This is a genomic window from Aminobacter sp. J41, from assembly GCF_000526635.1.
Taxonomy (GTDB): domain Bacteria; phylum Pseudomonadota; class Alphaproteobacteria; order Rhizobiales; family Rhizobiaceae; genus Aerobium.
Window position 1 is genome coordinate 16,915 of record NZ_JAGL01000016.1, and the last position, 16,071, is coordinate 32,985.

The 16,071-nt window shown below is 63.6% G+C and carries 20 protein-coding genes; 11 read left to right on the forward strand and 9 right to left on the reverse strand.

Annotation, left to right across the window (positions count from 1 at the left end; translation table 11 throughout):
* Positions 1-32: 32 nt before the first annotated feature.
* From L630_RS0112085 to L630_RS0112100, 4 genes are all read left to right on the forward strand, one after another.
* Positions 33-884, forward strand: a complete 852-nt coding sequence (locus L630_RS0112085) for a 23S rRNA (adenine(2030)-N(6))-methyltransferase RlmJ (RefSeq protein ID WP_024848514.1) — start codon at positions 33-35, stop codon at positions 882-884.
* Between the two features lie 97 nt (positions 885-981).
* Positions 982-1,416, forward strand: coding sequence for a hypothetical protein (locus tag L630_RS0112090; RefSeq protein ID WP_024848515.1), 435 nt, complete (start codon positions 982-984; stop codon positions 1,414-1,416).
* A gap of 12 nt (positions 1,417-1,428) precedes the next feature.
* Entirely contained in the window at positions 1,429-2,085 is a 657-nt protein-coding gene (locus tag L630_RS0112095; RefSeq protein WP_024848516.1) for a hypothetical protein, read from the forward strand.
* A gap of 57 nt (positions 2,086-2,142) precedes the next feature.
* Positions 2,143-2,742 (forward strand): glutathione S-transferase family protein, encoded by a 600-nt coding sequence (locus L630_RS0112100; protein ID WP_024848517.1) that lies wholly within the window; start codon positions 2,143-2,145, stop codon positions 2,740-2,742.
* 77 nt (positions 2,743-2,819) lie between these two features.
* Here the strand turns inward: L630_RS0112100 and L630_RS0112105 are convergent, their stop codons facing one another.
* From L630_RS0112105 to L630_RS0112115, 3 genes are all read right to left on the reverse strand, one after another.
* Positions 2,820-3,476, reverse strand: coding sequence for an outer membrane protein (locus L630_RS0112105; RefSeq protein WP_024848518.1), 657 nt, complete (start codon positions 3,474-3,476; stop codon positions 2,820-2,822).
* A 208-nt stretch (positions 3,477-3,684) separates the two neighbouring features.
* Positions 3,685-4,050, reverse strand: a complete 366-nt coding sequence (folB, locus tag L630_RS0112110) for a dihydroneopterin aldolase (protein ID WP_024848519.1) — start codon at positions 4,048-4,050, stop codon at positions 3,685-3,687.
* Positions 4,047-4,814 (reverse strand): SDR family NAD(P)-dependent oxidoreductase, encoded by a 768-nt coding sequence (locus tag L630_RS0112115; RefSeq protein ID WP_024848520.1) that lies wholly within the window; start codon positions 4,812-4,814, stop codon positions 4,047-4,049. Before L630_RS0112115 ends, folB begins: the two co-directional genes overlap by 4 nt.
* A 144-nt stretch (positions 4,815-4,958) precedes the next feature.
* Here L630_RS0112115 and uvrC point away from each other — a divergent pair, with 144 nt between their 5' ends.
* From uvrC to L630_RS0112135, 4 genes are all read left to right on the forward strand, one after another.
* A complete protein-coding gene (uvrC, locus tag L630_RS0112120; protein ID WP_034330194.1) occupies positions 4,959-6,989 on the forward strand; it encodes an excinuclease ABC subunit UvrC in 2,031 nt (676 codons plus the stop codon).
* 95 nt (positions 6,990-7,084) lie between these two features.
* Positions 7,085-7,666 (forward strand): CDP-diacylglycerol--glycerol-3-phosphate 3-phosphatidyltransferase, encoded by a 582-nt coding sequence (gene pgsA, locus L630_RS0112125; RefSeq protein WP_024848522.1) that lies wholly within the window; start codon positions 7,085-7,087, stop codon positions 7,664-7,666.
* A gap of 2 nt (positions 7,667-7,668) precedes the next feature.
* The gene (gene moaD / locus L630_RS0112130) at positions 7,669-7,923 is read left to right on the forward strand and encodes a molybdopterin converting factor subunit 1 (protein WP_024848523.1); all 255 of its coding nucleotides are present in this window, start codon (positions 7,669-7,671) and stop codon (positions 7,921-7,923) included.
* Position 7,924: 1 nt separating this feature from the next.
* On the forward strand, positions 7,925-8,392 hold the full coding sequence (locus L630_RS0112135; RefSeq protein WP_024848524.1) for a molybdenum cofactor biosynthesis protein MoaE: 468 nt from the start codon (positions 7,925-7,927) through the stop codon (positions 8,390-8,392).
* 134 nt (positions 8,393-8,526) lie between these two features.
* Here the strand turns inward: L630_RS0112135 and ndk are convergent, their stop codons facing one another.
* Positions 8,527-8,949 (reverse strand): nucleoside-diphosphate kinase, encoded by a 423-nt coding sequence (gene ndk / locus L630_RS0112140; RefSeq protein WP_024848525.1) that lies wholly within the window; start codon positions 8,947-8,949, stop codon positions 8,527-8,529.
* A 117-nt stretch (positions 8,950-9,066) separates the two neighbouring features.
* On the opposite strand from ndk, the gene L630_RS0112145 reads away from it, so the two are divergent.
* Positions 9,067-9,579, forward strand: coding sequence for a DinB family protein (locus L630_RS0112145; RefSeq protein WP_024848526.1), 513 nt, complete (start codon positions 9,067-9,069; stop codon positions 9,577-9,579).
* Between the two features lie 4 nt (positions 9,580-9,583).
* Here the strand turns inward: L630_RS0112145 and L630_RS0112150 are convergent, their stop codons facing one another.
* Together L630_RS0112150 and L630_RS0112155 are read right to left on the reverse strand one after the other, a co-directional pair.
* Positions 9,584-9,850 carry a MoaD/ThiS family protein gene (locus tag L630_RS0112150; protein WP_024848527.1) on the reverse strand — a complete coding sequence of 89 codons (267 nt, stop codon included), beginning with the start codon at positions 9,848-9,850 and terminating at the stop codon, positions 9,584-9,586.
* Positions 9,850-10,932, reverse strand: a complete 1,083-nt coding sequence (locus L630_RS0112155; protein ID WP_024848528.1) for a sialidase family protein — start codon at positions 10,930-10,932, stop codon at positions 9,850-9,852. The genes L630_RS0112150 and L630_RS0112155 overlap by 1 nt, the downstream gene beginning before the upstream one ends.
* A 93-nt stretch (positions 10,933-11,025) precedes the next feature.
* Between L630_RS0112155 and L630_RS0112160 the strand changes: the two genes are divergently transcribed.
* Positions 11,026-11,493, forward strand: a complete 468-nt coding sequence (locus L630_RS0112160; RefSeq protein WP_024848529.1) for a MarR family winged helix-turn-helix transcriptional regulator — start codon at positions 11,026-11,028, stop codon at positions 11,491-11,493.
* A gap of 42 nt (positions 11,494-11,535) precedes the next feature.
* On the forward strand, positions 11,536-13,422 hold the full coding sequence (locus L630_RS0112165) for an ABC-F family ATP-binding cassette domain-containing protein (RefSeq protein ID WP_024848530.1): 1,887 nt from the start codon (positions 11,536-11,538) through the stop codon (positions 13,420-13,422).
* 23 nt (positions 13,423-13,445) lie between these two features.
* Here L630_RS0112165 and L630_RS22210 read toward each other — a convergent pair whose 3' ends face one another.
* From L630_RS22210 to L630_RS0112180, 3 genes are read right to left on the reverse strand one after another with little or no spacing between them, the layout of a single operon-like run.
* Positions 13,446-14,051, reverse strand: a complete 606-nt coding sequence (locus L630_RS22210; protein ID WP_024848531.1) for a hypothetical protein — start codon at positions 14,049-14,051, stop codon at positions 13,446-13,448.
* The gene (locus L630_RS0112175) at positions 14,048-14,497 is read right to left on the reverse strand and encodes a DNA polymerase III subunit chi (protein WP_024848532.1); all 450 of its coding nucleotides are present in this window, start codon (positions 14,495-14,497) and stop codon (positions 14,048-14,050) included. Before L630_RS0112175 ends, L630_RS22210 begins: the two co-directional genes overlap by 4 nt.
* A 16-nt stretch (positions 14,498-14,513) precedes the next feature.
* Positions 14,514-16,004 (reverse strand): leucyl aminopeptidase, encoded by a 1,491-nt coding sequence (locus L630_RS0112180; protein ID WP_024848533.1) that lies wholly within the window; start codon positions 16,002-16,004, stop codon positions 14,514-14,516.
* Positions 16,005-16,071 lie beyond the last annotated feature (67 nt).

Sequence of the window (16,071 nt, forward strand, 5' to 3'; positions counted from 1 at the left end):
GTCTTGCTCAATCAGGTTTGCACGGAGAGACGATGAACTACCGCCACGCCTATCACGCGGGGAATTTTGCCGACGTGATGAAGCACATCGTGCTCGCCCGCATCCTCGAATATCTGAAGCGCAAGGAAGGTGCGTTCCGCGTCATCGACACGCACGCCGGCATCGGCCTCTATGACCTCACCTCCGAGGAAGCGCAGAAGACCGGCGAATGGCTGGGCGGTATCGGCCCGCTGCTTGAAGCAGATTTGCCGACGGACGTTGCCGAACTTGTCTCGCCGTATCTCGACGCGGTGAGGAGCGTGAACGAGGAAGGTGGCGTGCGCCACTATCCTGGCTCGCCGATGGTAACGCGCTACCTGATGCGCCACATCGACCGGCTCACCGCGATCGAACTGCATCCGCAGGACAGCGCCGCCCTCAAGCAGCGCTTTGCCGGCGATTGTCAGGTGCGGGTGCTGGAGCTCGACGGCTGGCTGGCGCTTGGGGCGCATCTGCCGCCAAAGGAAAGACGCGGCATGGCGCTGGTCGATCCGCCCTTCGAACAGGAGGGCGAGTTCGAGCGGCTCGTCTCCGGACTCGTCAAGGCACACAAGCGCTGGCCGGGCGGCACCTATGCGCTGTGGTATCCGATTAAGAACCGCAAAGCGGTGGCGGCATTCCGGGAAGCACTCAAGGAAACCGGCATCCCGAAAATGCTCGACATAGCCTTCGAGATCCGCAAGCCCGGCGACGAAGCAACCTTCGACGGCAGCGGCATGGTCGTCGTCAATCCGCCTTACGTGCTCGAAGATGAAATGAAGGCCGTTCTTCCGGCATTGACCAAGGTTCTCGCTGAAGAAAACGGCGCCTATGCAGGAGCAACCTGGCTGACGGGCAAGCCTTGATCAGCGCTTGACCGGCGGTAAGTCTATGATCACACTGGCGCACCGCAAAAACGTCGGACGAATCTTCATCAATCGGATCATCACTCGGAGGCCACATATGAACCGTATCGCCAAAATGCTGCTGGCATCGATGCTCGCGGTCGGCGGCGGAAGCGTCAGCGCGTCGGCGGCCGACATGGTGATGGTGAACTATTCGGATCCCGGCATCTGCGCACAGCCGGCGGTGTTGAACCGCATCACCAATCGCTTCTCCTACCAGGTACGGCACGTGCCTAACCTGCCGCAGGTCTCGATCGTCGACTATTACGGCATCGGCGAGAGCCGTCACCTGCCGCGCATCAAGGACGTACGTCCGATCGACCGCCGCTACTGCTTCGCCAAGGCGCAGCTTTCGGATGGCCGCACCCGTGACGTCTGGTACCTGATCGAGAAGCCGCTAGGCTTCGCCGGCATCGGCAGCAACGTCGAATTCTGCGTCTCCGGCTTCGATCGCTGGCACGTCTACGGCGGACGCTGCCGCACCGTCCGCTAAGCGCAGCAATCCATGTCGAGACGCATAGCCACGCTGGCACTTGGGGTTCTCCTGAGTGCCTGCCAGCCTGATTCTGCCGGCAGCCTGCCGCAAGGCGACGGATACGACTTCTTCGTGCTGTCGCTAGCCTGGTCGCCGACCTATTGCGAAATCGAGGGCGACCGGGCAAGCCGCCAGCAATGCGGCAGCCGCGAGAGCTTCGACTTCATCGTCCACGGCCTGTGGCCGCAGTTTGAACGCGGCTGGCCAGAATTCTGCCAGTCGCGCGAGCCATCCCGCGTGCCAAACGATCTCGTCCGCGAAGTGGCCGACATCATGCCGTCGGCAGGTCTCGTAGGACACCAGTGGCGCAAGCACGGTTCCTGCGCGGGCCTCAACCAGCGCGACTATTTCTCGCTGGTGCGTGCCGCCTGGGAGAAAGTGAAGATCCCGCGGGTGTTCGAGGATACCGGCCGCGACCTGACGGTCTCGCCGGTGGAGGTCGAAAATGCTTTCCGCAGTGCCAATCCTTCCCTGCCCGCTGATGGCATTGCGGTAACCTGCGAGAACCAGATGATCAGCGAAGTACGGATCTGCATGACGACATCGCTGGAATTTCGCTCCTGCACCGAGATAGACGCCAAGGGCTGCAAGATGCCCCGCGCTTCGCTTCCGGCATCTGCACGATAGACAACAATCGGCTCTGCGCTCCAGCGAGCGCTTGTGACCGAATTTCAGGAGAGTTTCATGCCGGTCGTACTTTATTCGCCTTCATCGCCGTTCAGCGCGAAGGTCCGCATGGCGGCGCTTTGGTGCAAGGTCGATCTCGAGGCGAAGGCGGTCAACACCAGTGACGAGCCGGAAGAGCTGATCTCGGCAAATCCGCTCGGTAAGATCCCTGTCCTCCTCACCGAGGACAGCGGCGCGATCTTCGACAGCCGCGCCATCACCCAGTACCTCAACCGGATCTCGGGCAACGCCCTCTTCCCGCGCAACGCGGCGAAGCGGCTTGACGCCGAACGTCTGGAAGCTCTTGCAGACGGCCTGTGCGACTGCCTGCTGGCGCACGTCTACGAGCGCCGCTTCCGTCCGGAGGAAAAGGTGCACCAGCCGTGGCTCGACAAGCAGTGGAGCAAGGCCGTTCGCGTGCTTGACCACCTCAATGAGAACGCTCCGCGCGTGACCTCCAAGACCGACGGCGGCCAGATCGCCCTTCGAATCGCGCTCGGCTATCTCGACCTGCGCTTTGCCGACAGCAACTGGCGTCGCGGCCGGCCGAAGCTTGCTCGCTGGATCAAGCGCTTCGACGAGCGCTTCCCCGAACTGCTCACGGTACTGCCGAAGTGACCCCCTTTTTCAGGTGACCACATGGAAAAAGGCCCGGATTGCTCCGGGCCTTTTTTACTGGAGGTGGTTACGCGAACTCAGAACTTGTAACCAACGCCCAGCGTAACGCGATGGTTGCTGGAGTCGTACTCGGAGACGGTGCCGCCGAGGTTAAAGCCTTCAGAACCGTAGTCGGTGTAGCGGTATTCGCCGCGGGCGAAGACCTTCTCGGTCAGGCGAGCGTCAACACCGGCGCCGACCGTGTAGCCGAGCATGGTGTTCGAGTCGCGGTTGCCCGCGTCGTCGCTGACGCGCAGCTTCTCGGCAGCGCCACCGAACGTACCGTAGACGAGGACGTCGTCGGTTACAGCCATACCGGCGCGAGCGCGGATCGAGCCGTCGTAGCGCGAACGGGCGCGGACGCCAGCGTTGGAGCCGTCAGCGTCGTTGTAGTTGATGTCGCCCTCAAGACCGTAGACGAACTGGCCGCTCTGGAAGTTGTAGCCGCCGAAGACGCCGCCAAGGAAACCATCGGTCTCGATGTCGTTGCCCGGGGTCTCGACGCTACCGCTGAAGCCGTAGCCGAGCTGAACACCTGCGTAGGGGCCTGCCCAAGTGGCAACCGGGGCCGGCTCGTAAACCGGAGCAGGTGCCGGCGGCTCCTGATAAACAACGTCTGCCGCGAAAGCCGGAACAGCGACCAGAGCTGCAAGGCCGGCCACAGAGGCGAGAGCGAATCTCGAAGTGGTATTCATGTTGGTACTCCTTTGCCGCAAGGAAGCCGTACTCGCGCTTCCCCCTTCGCAGAGCCGCGCCGACCACTGGGAGGTAGCGGCCGTTTGCGTCTGCATGTTTCCTATCTGATGCTTGAATGCGGCGTAACCTGACCTGAAATTGGGTCATTCGCTGGCGGGATTAAGGCAGGATTTTGGCGTTGCGATTCAGCAACAGGTGCTGCCTGCGTCAGCTCTTAAGTGCGGTGATTGTAACCCCGACATACTCGCAGTCGTCGAAGACGTCGGGCTTGCGCGTCTCGACCGTGGCGGCCGCAACTCCCGGAATTGAAAGAACAAATTCCAACACGCGCTGCGCTACGGTCTCCTGCAGCTGGATGTGCGGCTCGTTCTGGAGGCCCCGGATGAAATCGCAGATCGCGTCGTAGTCGACCGTCGACCGGATGCTGTCGCTGGCCCCCGCAGGGCCTGTGTCAAGCTCGAGTTCGACGCTGACGAGAAAGCGCTGAGGCGCGGCCTTCTCGTGCGGATGGATGCCGATCGAGAGGCTGATTTCGAGATTGCGGACGACAATCGTCCTTCGGGTAACAATCATTCCTGCACCACAAATGCGACGTCACGCTGGAGCGACATGAGGTGCTGGCCTCCGTCGAGCACGATGATCTCACCATTGATCGACGCCGTGCGCCAGATGAATTCGACGGTTCGAGCTATCTCTTCGGGTGTGGCACCTGTCCCCGTTAGGCTGTGCCGCCAGCTTTTGCGGAAGTTCTCCTCGCTCTGATTGCCGCTGATGAGGGTCACCCCCGGCGCGATTCCAGCCACGCGCATACGACCGCGATAGTGCATCGCGAGCATATCGACCGCACCCTTCAAAGCGAATTTGGCGAGGCTGTAGCTGAAGAAGTCGGGATTCGGCGCGAAGACCTTGTTGTCGAGCATGTTGACGAGTACCGCCCTTGGACTCGCCACCTTCGCAAACTCGCGCGCGATCACCATTGGTGCGACGAGGTTCACCGCCAGCAGGTCTTTCATCATGGCGGCATCGAATTCGGACGGCGAATCGTACTTGAAGGTCGAGGCGCTGTTGACCAGGAGGTCGATTGGCCCCATCCGCGCCGCGACCCGCTGGACGAGCGCTGCCGCCTGGGCATCGTCGGCAAGGTCGGCCCTGAACGTTTCGGCCCGCGCACCCATCGCGGTCACTTCAGCCGCAAGGGCTTTCGCGTCGGCTTCGGACAAGTTGTGGTGGATGGCGACGTTGAAACTCGCAGCAAGGTGGCGCACCATCGCCGCGCCAAGACGGCGCGCGCCGCCCGTCACAAGACAGAGGGGACGTGCTTCATCCTTTGCCGGCAAGTGTGTTCTCCTGGGAAAGCCCCGCGCCACGACGGCGACGCAATTGAGGAATGCACATACTGACGCTATCCCGGCAAGGCTACCCTATATAAGGATGCATGCCCATATCGGGATCAGCATCAGCTGGATATGAGCCGGAACTTGATGAGTCGCCACCTGAACCAGTCCCCCGACGCGCCGGAAGACATCCTCGAAGACGACACGGAAGCAGAGGTGCTCAATGAGGGCGCCGAGGCTGCGGCGCCGGCTGTCGACTGGGATGGCGTCAAGGGCGAGCATGAGGGACTAAAAGGGCCGGAACTTATCCAGGCGCTGGTCAAGCGCCTGCCCAACGCACCAGGCGTCTATCGCATGATGGATGCCAATGGCGACGTGCTCTATGTCGGCAAGGCGCGCAGCCTCAAGAAGCGCGTAACCGCCTACGCCCAGGGCCGCTACCACACGAACCGCATCGGCCGGATGGTGCGCGAGACCTGCGCGATGGAATTCGTCGTCACCCGCACGGAGACCGAAGCGCTCCTGCTGGAAGCGAATCTCATCAAGAGGTTGCGGCCGCGCTTTAACGTGCTGATGCGGGACGACAAGTCGTTCCCCTACATCCTGATCACCGGTGACCATTCCGCGCCCGGCATCTTCAAGCACCGCGGCGCGCGCACCCGCAAGGGCGACTATTTCGGCCCGTTTGCCTCGGCAGGCGCGGTCGATCGCACCATCAACGCGCTGCAGCGCGCGTTCCTGTTGCGCTCCTGCACCGATTCCTTCTTCGAGAACCGGACGCGGCCGTGCCTGCTCTACCAGATCAAGCGCTGCTCGGGTCCCTGCACCGGCGAGATCTCGCGCGAGGACTACGCCGAGCTGGTAGCCGAAGGTAAGGCATTCCTGTCGGGCCGCTCCGGCAAGATCAAGGAAGAGATCGCCGTCGCGATGCAGCGGGCATCAGACGAACTCGATTTCGAACGTGCCGCGATCTACCGCGACCGCCTTGCCGCGCTCAGCCACATCCAGAGCCACCAGGGCATCAACCCGCAGTCGGTCGACGAAGCGGACGTCTTCGCCATTCACCACGAAGGCGGGCAGAACTGCATCGAGGTGTTCTTCTTCCGCACCGGCCAGAACTGGGGCAACCGCACCTATTTCCCGAAGGCCGACCCGCTGCTGGAGCCGGCCGAGGTGCTGGGCGCGTTCCTGGCGCAGTTCTATGACGACAAGCCGCTGCCGCGCACGATCCTGCTGTCGCACGCAGTCGAGGAGCAGGAGCTGCTCGAGGAAGCGCTGTCGACCCGGGCCGGCCGCCGCGTGTCCATTTCGGTGCCGCGCCGCGGCGAAAAGAAGGACCTCACCGACCACGCGCTGCAAAATGCGAAGCAGGCGCTCGGCAGACGGCTGGCCGAGACGTCGTCACAGGCGCGGCTGCTGCAGGGGCTGGCTGACACCTTCGGGCTCGAACGAGCCCCCCGCCGTATCGAGGTCTACGATAACTCGCACATCATGGGCACAAACGCGGTCGGCGCGATGATCGTCGCGGGGCCGGAAGGCTTCGTGAAGAACCAGTACCGCAAGTTCAACATCAAGTCGCCGGACACCACGCCCGGCGACGACTTCGGCATGATGCGCGAGGTGATGCAGCGCCGCTTCTCGCGCCTCATCAAGGAACATACGACCCCGGATCAGGAGCGGCCCGAGCTTGCCGAGGACGAACCCGAATCCGACGCCTTCCCGGCATGGCCTGACCTCATCCTCATCGACGGCGGCCAAGGTCAGATGACCGCCGTACGCGCCATCCTCAACGAGCTCGGCATCGCAGATAAGGTCAAGGCGATCGGCATCGCCAAGGGCGTTGATCGCGATGCAGGGCGCGAGCGCTTCTTTATCGAAGGCCGCGAACCCTTCATGCTGCCGCTGCGCGATCCGGTGCTCTACTTCATCCAGCGCCTGCGCGACGAGGCCCACCGCTTCGCAATCGGCTCCCACCGCGCCCGCCGCAAGAAGGAGATGGTGCGCAATCCGCTCGACGAGATCGCGGGTATCGGCCCGACCCGCAAACGCGCGCTGCTGCACCATTTCGGGACCGCGAAGGCGGTGAGCCGCGCGGCGATCGAAGATCTCATGCAGGTCGAAGGCATTTCCGAGCGCGTGGCGAAGCTGATCTATGGCCATTTCCACGAGAATGGATGAGCCAGAGGCGGCTCCGGGCGTCTTGCCGCGCTTCGCGAGGTTGACCCCGCCCCGTCCGTCCTGATTACTAGACGAAAGAATCTTTGCGAAAAGCCATGTCGAAGCGCGCGTTCAACCTGCCCAACATGCTCACCTATGCCCGGATCCTCGCAGTTCCGGCAATCGTGCTGTGCTTTTATCTCGAGGGCAGGATTCGTCCGACCGAATGGTGGCGATGGGTGTCGTTCTGGCTGTTCGTGGCGGCGAGCGTTACCGACTATTTCGACGGCTACATCGCCCGCATCTGGAAGCAGACGTCCAATATCGGCCGCATGCTCGACCCAATTGCCGACAAGCTTCTCGTCTCGGCGGTGCTTCTGTTGCTTGCCTACGACCGCACCATCGACAAATGGACGCTGTGGGCGGCGATCATCATTCTTTGCCGCGAGATCCTCGTCTCGGGCCTGCGCGAATACCTCGCCGGGCTGAAAGTGTCGGTGCCGGTCACGAAACTGGCCAAGTGGAAGACCACCCTGCAGCTGATCGCGATCGGATTCCTGCTTGCGGGCCCAGCCGGCGACCAGATGTTCCCGTATGTCACGGAAATCGGCAGCGGCCTGCTGTGGGTCTCGGCGCTGGTCACGCTCTACACCGGCTACGACTATTTCCGCGCCGGCATGAAGCATTTCGAGGACTAGGGATGGTCAAGCTCAGATACTTCGCGTGGGTGCGCGAGCGGATCGGGAAGGCCGAGGAGGACATCGTCCTTCCGGCGGAAGTGATGTCGGTGCGCGACCTGCTGCTGTGGCTGAAGGAGCGTGACGAGGGCTATGCCAACGCGCTGCAACATCCCGAGGCAATCCGCGTTGCCATCAACCAGGAGCACGCCGACCACAACGAGCCGGTCGGCAGCGCGCGGGAGATCGCCCTCTTCCCGCCGATGACCGGGGGCTGAGATGTCCGCGCGGATCGAGCCGATCGTCCGGGTGCAGGCCGAGGATTTCGACGCCGCGCAGGAGATCGCGCGGCTGACCGCGGGACGCACCGACATCGGCGCCGTGGTCACCTTCTCCGGCCTCTGCCGTGATGAAAACGGTGCTCTCTCCGCGCTCGAGCTCGAGCATTATCCCGGCATGGCGGAGGCGGAGATTTCTCGTATCGCCAATGAGGCCACCGAGCGCTGGCCGCTGACCGGCCTCACCGTCATCCACCGCTACGGCATGATGCGGCCGGGTGACAACATCGTGCTGGTGGTCGCCGCGTCCAGCCACCGGCAGGCGGCATTCGAGGCCGCATCGTTCCTGATGGATTTTCTGAAGACCCGGGCACCGTTCTGGAAGCGGGAGCATCGCGCCGACGGCACGCCCGGCGAATGGGTCGCCGCGAAGGAAGAAGACGACGCCGCGCAGGCGCGCTGGCGCTAACCGCCTTTTCTTGAATCCCTCGAAACAATCACGGCCTTCCGTCGAAAGCCGGAAAACGAAAAAGCCGGAGCTGAGCTCCGGCCCTTATTCCTTAACAGCTACAACGCGTTAGTGCCGCTTGCTGCCAATTTGATTCAGCCGACGATCTCGGTCTCGGAGAACCAGTAGCGGATCTCCTCGGCAGCCGTCTCCGGGCCGTCCGAACCGTGGACCGAGTTCTCGCCGATCGACAGCGCGAAGGTCTTGCGGATCGTGCCCTCGGCAGCCTGCTCCGGATTGGTGGCGCCCATCACTTCACGGTTCTTGGCGATTGCGTTCTCGCCCTCGAGAACCTGCACGATGGTCGGGCCCGACGACATGAACTCGACCAGCTCGCCGAAGAACGGACGTTCCTTGTGCACGGCGTAGAAACCCTCGGCCTCGCGGCGGCTCATCCACACGCGCTTGGAAGCGACCACGCGGAGGCCCGCGTCTTCCAGCATCTTGGTGATCGCGCCGGTCAGGTTGCGCCGGGTTGCGTCGGGCTTGATCATCGAAAAGGTGCGTTCGATCGCCATTGCTCGTCCTTCGGTATCTTTTGGTTGATTGGGTTGCGGGTCTATACAGGTGACGCGCGATGTTGTGAAGAGGCGGCTTGGGGCCCAAGCGCGCGGCATTTTTGAAAGACGTTATCCATGAGGCAACACTTCCGTATGTTCGCAGCCTACAACCGATGGGCCAATGCGAGGCTCTATGAAGCTGCGTCGCAACTCACGGTGGAGGAACTCAATCGCGATGTCGGCGCGTTCTTCCGGTCGATGATCGGAACGCTCAACCACATCCTCGTCGCCGACCGCATCTGGATGAAGCGGTTCACCGGCCAGGGTTCCGCCCCGAGCGAACTCAACGCCATCCTGCATCCGGATCTGCCGTCGCTCGCAGAGGCGCGTGCCGCCGAGGACGCCCGCATCGTCGACTGGATCGAATCTCTTCCGGACAAGGCGTTTGCCGGTCGCTTCACGTACCTGACGGTCACCGACATGCGCACGATCTCGCAGCGGCTGGCTCCGGCGCTCGCGCATCTGTTCAACCACCAGACACACCACCGCGGTCAGGCGCACACGATCCTCACCGCGCTCGGCAAGGACGCGCCGCCGCTCGACCTGATCTACTTCCAGCGCACCGAGGATGGCCGCGCCTTCGCATAATCCTCTAACCGCCGCTGATCGCGGTGATGATGAACACGTCGGCGCCGTGCTTCAGCGGCGTCGAGAGCGTCGAGCGCTCGCCATCGACGAAGACGTTCATGTGCTTGCGGATCGCCGGGCGCGTGTCGCAGATGCGGTCGCGCATGCCCGGCCAGCGCCGGTCAAGCTCGTCAATCACCTCCCGGACGCTTGCCGCCTCCAGCTCGACGCGGCGGGACGAGCCCGGAAACAGGTCGACCAGCAACGGCGACAATTTAACCGTGACCGTCATCAGCCCTCAATGACCAGGGTCTCGACAGAAGAGATCGACGGCAGGTGCTCTGCGATGCAGCTCCAGCTCTCGCCCTCATCGCCAGAAGCGAACAAAGCGCCGCCGGATGTGCCGAAATAGACGCCCGCGGGCTCCATCCTGTCAGTCGCCATTGCCTGTCGCAGCACGCCGAAGAAGGCGTTTTCCTGCGGCAGACCTTCGCGCAGATCCTCCCACGTGCGACCGCCATCGCGGGTGCGCCAGACGGCTGCCTTCGCGTCAGGCACAAAGCGGCCGTAAATGTCACCGTTGAGCGGCAAGAGGTAGAGCGTCTCGCGCTCGCGCGGATGGACTGCCGCCGGGAAGCCGAAGGTGGAAGGCAGCCCCTCCTCTATGCTCTGCCATGTCCTGCCGCCGTCCTCGCTGCGGTACATGCCGCAGTGGTTCTGCTGGTAGAGAAGATCGCCGCCGCCCGGCGCCTGCACGAGGCAGTGCACGCACTGGCCGAATTCGGGATAGCGTTGGTCCTCTGGCATGAAATCGGCACGGGTGCCTTTGTTGCGCGGCTCCCACGTCCGACCACCGTCCTCAGTATAGAAGACGCCGGCCGAAGAGATGCCGACCCAGATGCGGGATTCGTCGGCCGGATCGGGTACGAGTGAGTGCAGAATCAGACCCGCACCGCCCGGGTTCCATTCCGTCCGGGACGGGTGGTTGCGCAGGCCCTCCACATGGCTCCAGCTTTCCCCGCGATCGTCGCTGGCAAACAGGCCGGCGGGTTCGACGCCCGCGTAGAGCGTGCCGTTGCGAGCAGCCAGGCTCCACACCGACTTAACCGGCTCCTCGCCTTCCTTGTAGGCGAGGCCCGCGCTGGAATGGGTCCAGCTATGGCCGAGATCATCCGACTTCCACACCGCCGGGCCGAACCATTCGTTGCCGCCCGCGCCGTAGATCGTTCCCGTGTTCTGGTCGGCGATGACATGCTGCATCGGCCAGGTCTCGCAGTATGGCCCGCGCAGGTCCCACTTACGCCGGTCCGCATCGCTCTCGGCGATGAAGACGCCCTTCTTGGTGCCGATTAGTACGAGTACGCGCTCCGGCATCGGTTTTCTCCCTCCGGAATAGATTTCGTCTAGACCCCTCCTCGCGCAGCAAACTTTGCTGGACAAATATGTTGATATCAACATAAAGGAAGCATGTCAAAGCACGTATCAGCTGCCCAGTCCGAGCTCCTGCCATTCGAGGTCACGCCCTATGTGCGCGACACATGCCTGTGCCTGCATCTGCAACGGGCCGCGCGTTCGGCGGCCCGCCTATTCGACAATGCGCTGCGTCCTGTCGGCCTCACCAACGGGCAGTTTTCCCTGCTGATGTCGCTCAACCGGCCGGAGCCGCCTCTCATGCGCGATCTGACGGGCCTGCTGGCCATGGATCGCACCACGCTGACGGCAATGCTGAAGCCGCTGGAACGGCGCGGGCTGGTGGAAGTGACGCCCGACAAGGACGACCGGCGCGGCCGACGCCTCATCATTACGAGCCAAGGACGCGCGCTTCTGGCGCAGGCCCTGACGATCTGGAAGGGCACCCACGTGAAGATCGAGGCGCTGCTGCCACCAGATAGCGACGCGGACAGGCTGCGCGCGGACCTGAAGTCGCTCGGCTGATCCCTTGCGTTCCCCTCGCCGCTCGGTCAATAAGGCCGCACCATGCTCATCATCGACGACATTTCGCTGCGGATCGCAGGCCGTCTCCTTCTCGACCACGCGTCCCTGACCATTCCGGCGGGGACCAAGGCAGGTATTGTCGGACGCAACGGCACCGGCAAGACCACCCTCTTCAAGGCGATCACCGGCGAACTGCCGACCGAGACCGGCTCCATCAGCTTCCCGAAGAACACCCGCATCGGACAGGTCGCCCAGGAAGCGCCGGGCACGGAGGAGCCTCTGATCGAGATCGTGCTGAAGGCCGACAAAGAGCGCCTGGCGCTGCTGGCCGAAGCCGAGACGGCGACGGACCCGAACCGCATCGCCGAGATCCAGACGCGGCTTGCCGATATCGGCGCGCATTCAGCGGAAGCCCGCGCGGCAACGATCCTCTCGGGTCTTGGCTTCGATGCCGAGGCGCAGAGACGGCCGGCGTCCTCCTTTTCGGGCGGCTGGCGCATGCGCGTCGCACTCGCGGCGGTGCTGTTCTCCGAGCCGGACCTGCTGCTCCTTGACGAGCCGACCAACTATCTCGATCTCGAAGGTACGATGTGGCTGGAGAGCTATGTCGCACGCTATCCGCACACCGTGCTGCTGATCAGCCACGATCGTGACCTGCTCAACAAGGCGGTCAACAACATCGTCCACCTCGACCAGAAGAAGCTCACCTTCTGGCGCGGCGGCTACGACCAGTTCGAGCGCCAGCGCGCCGAGCAGCTTGAGCACCAGGAAAAGGCGCGCGTGAAGCAGGAAGCGCACCGCAAGCACATGGAGAGCTTCGTTGAGCGTTTCCGCGCCAAGGCCTCCAAGGCGCGGCAGGCGCAGTCGCGCCTGAAGGCGCTGGAAAAGCTGAAGCCGATCTCCGCGGCGGTAGAGGAGAGCGTGCGGCCATTCTCCTTCCCGGAGCCGGCGAAGACGGTCGCCTCGCCGATCATCACCATGCAGGGCGGCACAGTCGGCTACCAGCCGGGCAAGCCCATCCTGAAAAACCTCACCGTTCGCATCGACGAGGACGACCGCATCGCGCTGCTCGGCGCCAACGGCAACGGCAAGTCAACCTTCGCCAAGCTGATCGCGGGGCGTCTGTCGCTCGAAACCGGCACGATGACCATTGCGCCGGGCCTGAAAGTGTCGATGTTCGCGCAGCACCAGATGGACGACCTGCGCCCCGAAGAGACGCCGGTCGAGCATGTTCGCCGCCTGATGCCGGATGCGCCGGAAGCGAAGGTCCGCGCGCGCGTTGCGCAGATGGGCCTGACCACCGAGAAGATGGACACGAAGGCGAAAGACCTTTCAGGTGGCGAGAAGGCGCGCCTCTTGATGGGCCTTGCCACCTTCGACGGCCCGAACCTGTTTATCCTCGACGAGCCGACAAACCACCTCGACATCGACAGCCGCGAGCATCTGATGGTCGCGCTGAACGAGTTCCCCGGCGCGGTTATCCTGATCAGCCACGACCGCCACCTGATCGAGGCAACAGCGGACCGGCTCTGGATCGTACGCGACGGGACGGTGAAGCCGTATGACGGCGACCTTGCCGACTACTACCAGTACGTCACCGGCAGCAACGGCTCCGACAAGCGCGAGAAGAAGGAAGCCGAGAAAACCAACTCGAAGGCTGACAAGCGCCGCGAGGCGGCGGCCCGCCGCGCCGCGCTTGAGCCGATCGCCAAGCAGATCAAGGCCGCCGAGGCGCTGATCGACAAGGCGCGCAAGCGCATCGAGGCGATCGAGCAGCAGCTTGCCGATCCAGCCCTCTACGAAAAGAACCCGGCCAAAGCGGCGCAGCTTGCTAAGGAACGGTCCGACCTCGTCGACACCGTCGCCGAGCAGGAGGACAAGTGGCTGGAGCTTTCGGCTCAATATGAAGAGGGTATGGCGGCGGAATAGCCGCCGGCTCCCATAAGGTCAGGTCAGCCCCTGCCCCAGCGAGGCGGTGGCGGCTGCGAGTTCGGGTTGCGCTCGCGGCGGCGGCGCGCGGTCAGCGCAAAGCCGATGACACCCACGACCGTCATCATCAGGCCGGTGACCATCAGCCCGTCGTCACCACCCTCTGCCGCTTCCGTCACGATCAGGTCGATCGACTCGATCGACAGCCCATCCGTCTTCAGCGGCGTCAGCGAAGCAAGATAGGCGCGCGCGCCCGTCGGCCCGAACTTTCCGACATCGGCGCGATAGGTTGCTGACAGTGCCTGCGGGCTCGCCAGGATTTCCCGCGCCCGCGCGAAATCGACGCTCTGATGAAGGACGACCGTATCGTCGCCGGTAACGATCAGTTCCAGCACCGGCTCGCCGGCAACTGCCTGGAAGCGGCCATCGATGGTCATCGATAGCGAAAGAGTTAGCGATGCGGTGGTCTGCGGCAGCTGCACCGGCGCAAAGCCAGCCTCGCGTGAATAAAGCTGCAGCTCATGGCTGGTGACGGCCGCCGTTTCCTTGCCCAGTGACGAGTTCTGATAGGCGACCACCGCGCCCGCGATCGCCATCAGCAGCAGGAGGATGCTGAAGATGCGCCTCACGCCTTCTTCTCCCAGCGCCGGTCTGGCCCCTGCTGCCAGTAGGTGACCTGATGCCCGGCGGCCTTCATCAGCTTCCAGTGCTCACGCGCCTGCTGCAGCTGAAAGGCGTCATGGCCGTCGAACATGAAGACCGCGCGAGCATAGGGCGACAGATCCGGCGGCTCCGCGCCATCGGCGAGAAAGCGGATCTGCGCCGCGTTCGGATTGATTGGCCCGGTCGTCAGCAGCACCGGCTGACGCTCGGGAAAATTGTCGTGCTCTGACCCGTGCGCGAGGAACGAGTCGTCGCGGTAGGCCCAAAGATGCTGGTCGAGGGAATCGCGGCGCTCGGGGGTGCCAAGCTGCACCACCGCGCGCCACCCCCGTTCCAGGCTCTTTTCCAGCAAGGCAGGAAGCGCCTCTTCGAGCGTCGACTCGGTCAGATGATAGAAGAGCACTTCCGTCATGGCTGGATGCTGCGGCTCAGCCTTCGTAGTGGTCGCGGACGAGACGTTCCAGCAAGCGGACGCCGAAGCCCGAACCCCACGACTTGTTGATCTCCGACTCCGGCGAGCCCATCGCGGTGCCGGCAATGTCGAGATGCGCCCACGGCGTCTCGCCGACGAAGCGCTTCAGGAACTGCGCGGCCGTGATCGAGCCGCCATTGCGGCCGCCGATGTTCTTCATGTCGGCGTTCTTGGAATCGATCAGCTTGTCGTAGGCCGGATCGAGCGGCATGCGCCAAACCTTCTCGGCGGTCGCGAGGCCGGCTGCCGTGATGCGGCCTGCCAGCTCGTCGTCGTTCGAGAATAGGCCGGCATGCTCGGTGCCGAGTGCGACGATGATCGCGCCGGTCAGGGTCGCGAGGTTGACCATGAAGCGCGGCTTGAAGCGGTCATTGCAGTAGTAGAGCGCGTCGGCGAGCACGAGACGGCCTTCCGCGTCGGTGTTCAGAACCTCGATGGTCTGGCCCGACATAGAGGTGACGATATCGCCCGGACGCTGCGCGTTGCCGTCCACCATGTTCTCTACGAGACCGATGATGCCAACGACATTAGCCCTAGCCTTGCGCGAAGCAAGCGCGTGCATGAGTCCCGTCACCGCAGCGGCGCCGCCCATGTCGCCCTTCATGTCCTCCATACCGGCAGCCGGCTTGATCGACACGCCGCCCGAGTCGAAGACGACGCCCTTGCCGACGAACGCGACGGGCTGATCGCCTTCCTTGCCGCCCTTCCACTGCATGACGACGAGCTGTGGCGGACGGACGGAACCCTGCGCCACGCCGAGCAGCGCGCCCATGCCGAGCTTAGTCATTTCCTCGCGGCGGAGCACCTCGACCTCGACGCCAAGCGCCTCGAGTTCCTTCGCCTTCGCCGCGAACTCCTCGGTCCCGAGGATGTTGGCCGGCTCGTTGACCAGGTCGCGGGCGAGAAAGACGCCGTTGACGATGGCCTCCGCATCGCCGAACGCCTTCTTTGCCGCATCCGGATCGGCGCAGAGGATTGTAATGTTGGCGGCCTTGTCCTGTGCCGGCTTACCGTTGTCCTTCTTCGTCTTGTACTTGTCGAAGGTGTAGGAGCCGAGCAGGATGCCCTGCGCCAGCGCGGCGACATCGTCGCCGGACAGCTGCACGCCTTCGGCATCGACAATCACGGAAACGTCCTGCGCTTTCTTCACCGCGCCGTAGACTGCACCGCCAATTCGGGTCCACGCCTTGGCGTCGAGCTCCTCGGTCTTGCCGAGGCCGACAGCGGCGATGCGGTCATACTCGGTCCCAGCCGGCGCCAGCACCTCGACGCTCGACGCGATCTTGCCGTTGAACTCCGCGACTTCAAAGGCACGCGCCAGAACCCCAGAAGAATCGGCCGCCTTTGCAGCAGCGGAAAGTGTGCCACCGTCCGTCGCCAGCACGACGACGCTGCCCTTTTTCGGCGTTTCAGTCTTTGCGAAGGAAATTGTCGGTCGGATGGACATTTGAGTTCCTGTCTGGATACTTGAACTGGCTGCGCCTCCCGAAGGTGGGTTCGGCGCGGAGGGCGAT